The organism is Hyella patelloides LEGE 07179, from assembly GCF_900659865.1.
In the GTDB taxonomy this organism is placed as follows: Bacteria; Cyanobacteriota; Cyanobacteriia; order Cyanobacteriales; family Xenococcaceae; genus Hyella; species Hyella patelloides.
In genome coordinates this window covers 1-6,614 of record NZ_LR214101.1, presented here as the reverse complement: position 1 = coordinate 6,614, position 6,614 = coordinate 1, and the positions used below count along the sequence as shown (strand labels likewise).

7 protein-coding genes are annotated in these 6,614 nt (G+C 41.5%); 6 read left to right on the top strand and 1 reads right to left on the bottom strand.

What is annotated here, in order from left to right; translation table 11 throughout:
- The coding region (locus tag H1P_RS29685) for a 3-oxoacyl-ACP synthase III family protein (RefSeq protein ID WP_186376222.1) at positions 1 to 1,037 on the bottom strand (1,037 nt) is incomplete at its 3' end.
- Between the two features lie 586 nt (positions 1,038 to 1,623).
- Here H1P_RS29685 and H1P_RS29680 point away from each other — a divergent pair.
- From H1P_RS29680 to H1P_RS29655, 6 genes are all read left to right on the top strand, one after another.
- Entirely contained in the window at positions 1,624 to 1,887 is a 264-nt protein-coding gene (locus H1P_RS29680) for an acyl carrier protein (RefSeq protein WP_186376221.1), read from the top strand.
- On the top strand, positions 1,877 to 2,278 hold the full coding sequence (locus tag H1P_RS29675) for a holo-ACP synthase (protein ID WP_144874529.1): 402 nt from the start codon (positions 1,877 to 1,879) through the stop codon (positions 2,276 to 2,278). Before H1P_RS29680 ends, H1P_RS29675 begins: the two co-directional genes overlap by 11 nt.
- A gap of 35 nt (positions 2,279 to 2,313) precedes the next feature.
- Complete coding sequence (locus H1P_RS29670; RefSeq protein ID WP_144874531.1) at positions 2,314 to 3,873, top strand: benzoate-CoA ligase family protein; 1,560 nt, start codon at positions 2,314 to 2,316, stop codon at positions 3,871 to 3,873.
- A gap of 196 nt (positions 3,874 to 4,069) precedes the next feature.
- Positions 4,070 to 5,392, top strand: a complete 1,323-nt coding sequence (locus H1P_RS29665; RefSeq protein ID WP_144874527.1) for a salicylate synthase — start codon at positions 4,070 to 4,072, stop codon at positions 5,390 to 5,392.
- Between the two features lie 129 nt (positions 5,393 to 5,521).
- Positions 5,522 to 5,821, top strand: a complete 300-nt coding sequence (locus tag H1P_RS29660) for a holo-ACP synthase (protein WP_144874525.1) — start codon at positions 5,522 to 5,524, stop codon at positions 5,819 to 5,821.
- Positions 5,822 to 5,930: 109 nt separating this feature from the next.
- Positions 5,931 to 6,614, top strand: a 684-nt coding sequence (locus H1P_RS29655; protein ID WP_144874524.1) for an AMIN domain-containing protein, incomplete at its 3' end; no start/stop codon positions are given.

Genomic DNA, 6,614 nt, shown 5'->3' with positions numbered 1-6,614 from the left:
GCTCCTGCCGTAGCTCCTGCACCATTGGTATAGATAAGAACTAGATCATTTTCTTTAAGTTTGCCCGATCGCACGGCATGATATAGATTAGCTATGGGAAAAATGGGTCCAATGTTGGCGTATCGAGGATAAAGATTAATTGTCCGTTCTGGATCGATATTTAAAGCTCGGACACAAACGCTAGCATACCAAGGGGTAGGGGTATTAAAGGCAAAAAAGTCAATATCATTTAGAGACAATCCTGCTCTCGCGACTGCTTCCTGGCAACAGTTGCGCACAAAATCAACTGTGGTTTCCGCCAGCATACTGGTGTTTTCCCCCATTTGAGTTTGTATTCGAGGTTGCCCTCTGGCATCTACAACTAATTGATGAGTGTATGCCCCATGAGTTATGGCGGTGCTAATTATTTTGCTCCCAAGTATTCCTTGACCAGCAGCGAGAGAACTGACTATAAAAGCGCCCGCCCCATCACCCATCGACCAGGAAAGGGTGTCGGCATCGTCTACAGTGTGGGAAGCACTTTGAGATACTACCACTAACACCTGGCGATATTCTCCTGCTTGAATCAAGGCGCGAGCATTTTGTAATGCTACTAAGGCACTAGAACAAGTTGATTCTAAACTCCAGGTAGGACAGCTTAGGTTAAGCTGATTGGCTAAAGGTGCGTTACTCAACCTGAAGTTTTGAGGAAAGAGAGAGGTTGCGATCGTTAGATCGATTTCTCGTGGTTCAAGCTTTGCCACTTTTATTGCCTCAGTTGCTGCCCGATACTCTAGCGTTAGCGATGACTCATCCTGAGTGAGAACTCGTCGCTCGACATTACCTCGAAATGGATCATCTAAATAGGGAGCTACTTCTTGCGACCAAATTTTAAGTACCTCAGCTTGATAGGGAGAAAATTTTCTTTGCTCCCGTTTGCGCTGAGAGCGGGTTTGAGTCGCTAATTCGGGAAACTTGTCGCGCCAATAATCATTAGAGCGAATTAGCTTAGGAAAGCTCAGAGCAAGTGAACTTATACCGATTGAGTGATTAGTCATACAAATGACTCCATAAACCTCAGCAATCCTCATCTAAAAACATTGATCGCTCGATCATTAACCAAGTTTCAGATGATAGTTTTTACTGAGTTTAATACTTAACCAAATTGCTAATTGAAATTAACTACTAATTAGCAACTGTTTTTACCTTACTAAAAAAAACAGTTTTACACAAGTAAATTGTTGATAGTTATTCTTATTAAGCGATCGTCTAATTTGCTATCAAAAATTACATCAATAAAACATCGTTGTTAACGTAATGCTCTCCTGATATGTGATATAGAATACATTTAGGCATCTTTAAAATTGTTTTTTCTCGGTTTTCTTGCAAATATTTTTAATTAGTCATATGGTGATTAAAAGTCAAAATGACTGTAAACAAACTCTAGCTAAATAAAAAAATTATCAATTATTTCAACGACAACTCTTACAATTAGCGTTGACATTACTAGTAAATAGTTTGGCCTATCTAGTCTGGCACGAAGTAAAATATGCTGTGTCATGCCTGGCAGAGGACATGGATACAAATCAAAATCGCAAGTTCGACATTACTTTGAACAAATAAGTTTTTAAGGATTTTTTCTGCATGAATACTTCCAAAGCAATGAATAAGCTCAAGGCAATACTGATTGACTTGGGTATTCCTAGAGAGTCGCTCCATGATGACACCTTACTGCATCGAGATTTACAACTCGATTCAACAGAGATAGTGGAAATTGTCTTAGGACTAAAGCAAAATTTAGGAATTAAGGTAAAGCTTGGAGGTAGAAAAGATCTGACGCTCGCTCAAGTATGCGATCGCATCGAAGCGGAAATGCTTACCCAATCTCAATCTAGCCATGTCTCTTGACACCAAATTGGCATCTGACGAGATCAAAGGACTCGGTATCGATCTGGCATATATTCCCTGGATGACTAAATTAGTCGAGGGTTACGACCGCGAAACCTTAAAACTATTGTTCACTGCCAAAGAAATCGACTGTTGCCAATCCTCTAGTTATCCCCACCGGGATTTTACAGTCTGCTTTGCGACTAAAGAGGCTGTGGCAAAAGCTTTCGGAACTGGAATAACAGAAGATATTGAGTGGAATCAAATTGAAGCTCACCTCACTCAAGACAAATTAACTATTTGTTTACATGGTCGAGCCAATGTTTTGGCAAAACGAGCCACGATTTACCTGTGGAAAGCAAGATGGTGGCATTGGGACGAACACGTATTGGTTCACGCTCTGGCTATATAAATCGTTTTATTAAACATGTATCAAGGAAAATTATGATGGGACATATTTCTGAGCAGTTGCCCAAAACCTTTAATGTGGCAGCTTACTTATTGAACGGTAATTTAGAACGGGGTAACAGCCAAAAAGTCGCTTTTTTCTCGCGGCAAGATAATTATACCTACGAACAACTCAGCCAGCGCGTCCAGCAAGCAGCGCGTTTACTTACTTCTCTTGGTTTAGAACGAGAAAATCGTCTTGCCATTTTGTTGCCCGATTCTCCTGAGTCGGTCTTTGCCTTTTGGGGGGCAATTTGGCTGGGGGCATTACCAGTTCCTATAAATACCGCCAGTAGTATTGAGCAAGCACAACACATCCTCCGAGATTCGCGAGCCAAAATTTTGTTGAGCGAACGCTCCTGGCAAACCAAACTCGCACCCATCGAGTCTCCCTTTTTGCAGCAGGTTCTGCTGACAGACGGCGATGATTCCTTTTTATCTTTACTCAGCCAGCAGCCAGAAGAACCTTTTCCCTGTGCTGAAACCGCTCGCGATGAACCTGCGTTTTGGCTCTACACTTCTGGCAGTACGGGGATGCCCAAAGGAGTTATTCACCTCCATCAAAGCATGGTGATATGTGCCGAAAACTATGCTAAGGCTACTCTGGGCTTAAAACCAGATGACATCACTTATTCCGTTGCCAAGATACCTTTTGCTTATGGCTTAGGAAATACCCTTTTTATGCCCCTAGCAGTTGGTGCATCTACTGTTTTGTCGGATGCTAGCAACGTCTTCGATATCATTGCCGATATTCACCACTATCAACCAACGGTTTTGTTTGGCATTCCCAGTCTTTATGCCAATCTTCTGGCAGTAAGTGATATCGAGTCATTAGATGTTGACTCATTACGTCTATGTATCTCTGCTGCCGAACAGCTTCCTGAAAGTATTTGGCACCAGTGGCGAGAGACTTACAATCGAGAAATTTATGAAGGGATTGGTACGACGGAATTTTTACATATCTTTCTTGCTAACCGACTAGGGGAATGCAAACCTGGTACTTCTGGTCGACCCGTTATAGGTTACGATGTCCAAGTTGTAGACCAGAATGGACAACCCTGCCCTCCTGGAGAGATTGGGGATCTGGTAGTGAGTGGCGAAAGCTTGATGTTAGGGTACTGGAATCGACTCACTGAAACCCGAGAAGTACTCTGGGGTAATACCATGCACACTGGCGATAAGTATGTACAAGATGGTTCAGGCTATTTCAAGTTTGTAGGTCGTAAAGATGATTTGTTTAAGGTAAACGGTCAATGGATTTCTCCGTTAGAAATTGAAGATATTTTGCACCAGCACCCCCAAATTTTAGAAGTGGCAGTGGTTCCCGAATCTGATGAGGGCGAAAAGTTGACTCAGGTAGTGGCTTATGTCAGCCTCAAATCAGGGAAAGAGCCAACTTCTGAGTTAGGAACAGAAATTTATCAATTTGCCAAACAGCGACTCACTCATTTCAAAGCTCCAAAAACGTTACGCTTCGTAGAACAATTACCTCGTACTGCTACAGGAAAAATTCACCGTAAATCGGTAGCAGACAGCCAAAAGATGGCGCTAAATAACTAGATAAAAGTTGACGCAAGTTATTGTGCTTTAAATCTATCGTTCTTACGAACTGAGGTTACGCACTCGTTAATCTGTGAGCAGTAGATAGTGAGTATTTAACTAACAACTAAACAACACTAGTTTTTAGTACGTACTGCGCAAGGTCGTTTACAAATAAAAAGTCTAACAAAAGAGATTAAATTACAGGGAGAGATTGATGGTTACAAACTTAGAATCAGTAAAATCATATCGAGAAGAATTATTACCCAGCAAACTTAAACCAATCGAGATTTTATACAATCTTTTGGAGGGGGGCATTTTTTCTAATTATGTTATGTACGAAAAGGATGGAGAAGTTCGCATTGCTGGTAACGAGCTAGCTAAGGTGTCTGTTAGCAAAACAGAAGTTTGTCTGGAAGGGATGGGCAAATTTAACTCGCAACCAGCAACGGATCCATTTAAACAAGTAGAAGAACTATTAGCGTTACTGCCCCTAGAGAATTGGACGGCATACGGCTATGTGGCATTCGATATGGCTAGCTTCTACTCATCTTATTCTAAAGCGATCGCCCAGCCACTGCTGCATTTTTTAATTCCCGAAACGGAATTGTTGATTACAGATGAAGGAGTTCGCATCAAAAGTGTTAAGCCATTAACGCAAATCCGCGACTTATTATCAACAGATAGTAAGCTTCCCAAATACTCACCTATGTCTCTAACTGAAGATGCAACCGACTGCGAAAATTATTCCCAGCGCGTTGACCAGTTAAAGGACGCAATTAAACAAAATAAATTACATAAAGCGATTATTTCTCGCTCCAGAAAATTTACTGGTAATTTAGACATATTGGGGACTTACGTCGTTGGAGCTGAAGCCAATAATTCTGCTCGTTCTTATTGTCTCGATTTTGGAGATGTCAAGGCAGTGGGCTTTAGTCCCGAAATTTTGATGCGGGTAGATGAAGGTGGATTCGTAATAACTAATCCCCTAGCTGCAACTAGACCACGGGGTGAATCTAAAGCTGAAGACCGACGCTTACATGACGAACTATTTACCGATGCTAAAGAAGTAAAGGAACATGCCCTTTCGATCTGGTTGGCGCAAGACGAACTTAACTCGGTATGTTTGCCAGAAACTGTTCAGATCTTTGATTTCATGGAGGTTAAGAAATATCGCTGTGTACAACATCTTTCTTCAAGAGCAGGTGGTCAGCTAATGCCTGGAAAGACTCTATGGGATGCCTTAAAGGTTTTGTTCCCAGGTATTACAGTCTCTGGCATTGACAAACAAAAAGCTTTAGCTTGGATTGATCGCTTGGAGGATGAACCAAGAGGCATTTATGCAGGTGGTATTGGTTGGGTTGATAGTAACGGCACGGCGGATATAGCGATCGCCATTCGTTCTGTTTACCAGTATAACAAGGAAATCTATCTCAATGCTGGTGCGGGCATCGTTGCCGAATCAGTCTTGCTTAAAGAATATATCGAGTCGGTTAACAAGATGAATACAATGTTGACCAAATTGGTATTGCAGACTTAAAGAAAAAGTTATCTCATGAATGTTATCGGTCATGGAATCTCTCTCATAGATGTAAGGCAGATTAATGAGATAATGAGCGAGAAGAGCAGTGCCTTTTGAGACACTGCCTCACTACGGCAGAACGAGAACTTGAGAACTTGCTCGGTTGCGTATCAAGCGGGTTCGGTTCAGTTTATTGCTGGTCGTATCGCTGCCAAAAAAGCTGTTTTACAAGCTTTAGGTCAAGAGGATAAATCTATTTCATGGTTAGAGCTTGAGATCCAACGACTACCAACGGGTCAACCTTTTGTCGTTCTTTATGGCAACAACCTAAAAGTTGCTACCGAACTTTGTATTGACAAGTGGCTGCTAAGTATCAGTCATACATCAGATTATGCTACAGCTAGTGCGATCGCCCTATGTTGTGAAGAGCCAAATCTTAAATATTAAAAAATATTGTCAATAACTAGATAGATAACCGCCTCATCTTACAATACCTACTTGATTCACTATTAGGCATAATTATAAATAAAGCGACCGCTTTACTTGAGGAGTTTTAATGAAAACATTGTCAGAGATATTGTTGCGCCTATCATTAATTACAGGATTATCGGTAAGTTTATTTGGAATAGTTTTTATTTGTTCCGCTAGATCGGAGGAGCCAGAAAAGAAGGACAAAAGGGAAACAGTAAGAGCAGAAGGAGCAGAGTCAGAAATATCTTTCTTTAATCCCTCATTATCCAATTCCCATAATTCTTCTGATTCATCTGTATTCAATCCAAAACAAAACAATAGAGGGAATGCGGCAGACCTATTGGCTCAAGGGGTGACATGGGTTACGGGGGTAGAAGTAATCCAAACTGACGATGGGTTAGAGTTGGTTTTAAAAACGGTAGCGGGAAGTGAAAGATTAGTACCGTTGATTCTGCCAGAAGGTAACGATTTAGTTATCGATATCCTGGATGCGACTTTAGCATTTGCCATCAGAAACGGTATAACCGAACTCGATTCCGCACCAGGAATTACCAGTGTTAGGGTAAACCAAGCTGATGGAAACAGTATCAGAGTCAGGATTACGGGAGAAAGCCAAGCACCAAGCGCGGAGATCGTACCTGGTAGAGATGATTTAGTATTAAGCATTACTCCCGATGGGACTACCGCCGCAGATGAGCCAGATGATTCCATTAACGTGATTGCTACAGGACAGGGAGTAGAAGAAGATAGTTATTTTGTCCCTGATGCT

Excerpts from the sequence above, each read along its gene's own strand:
- H1P_RS29675 (WP_144874529.1), top strand. The coding sequence starts at position 1,877 with ATGTCTCTTGACACCAAATTGGCATCTGACGAGATCAAAGGACTCGGT.
- H1P_RS29680 (WP_186376221.1), top strand. The coding sequence starts at position 1,624 with ATGAATACTTCCAAAGCAATGAATAAGCTCAAGGCAATACTGATTGAC.
- H1P_RS29670 (WP_144874531.1), top strand. The coding sequence starts at position 2,314 with ATGGGACATATTTCTGAGCAGTTGCCCAAAACCTTTAATGTGGCAGCT.
- H1P_RS29665 (WP_144874527.1), top strand. The coding sequence starts at position 4,070 with ATGGTTACAAACTTAGAATCAGTAAAATCATATCGAGAAGAATTATTA.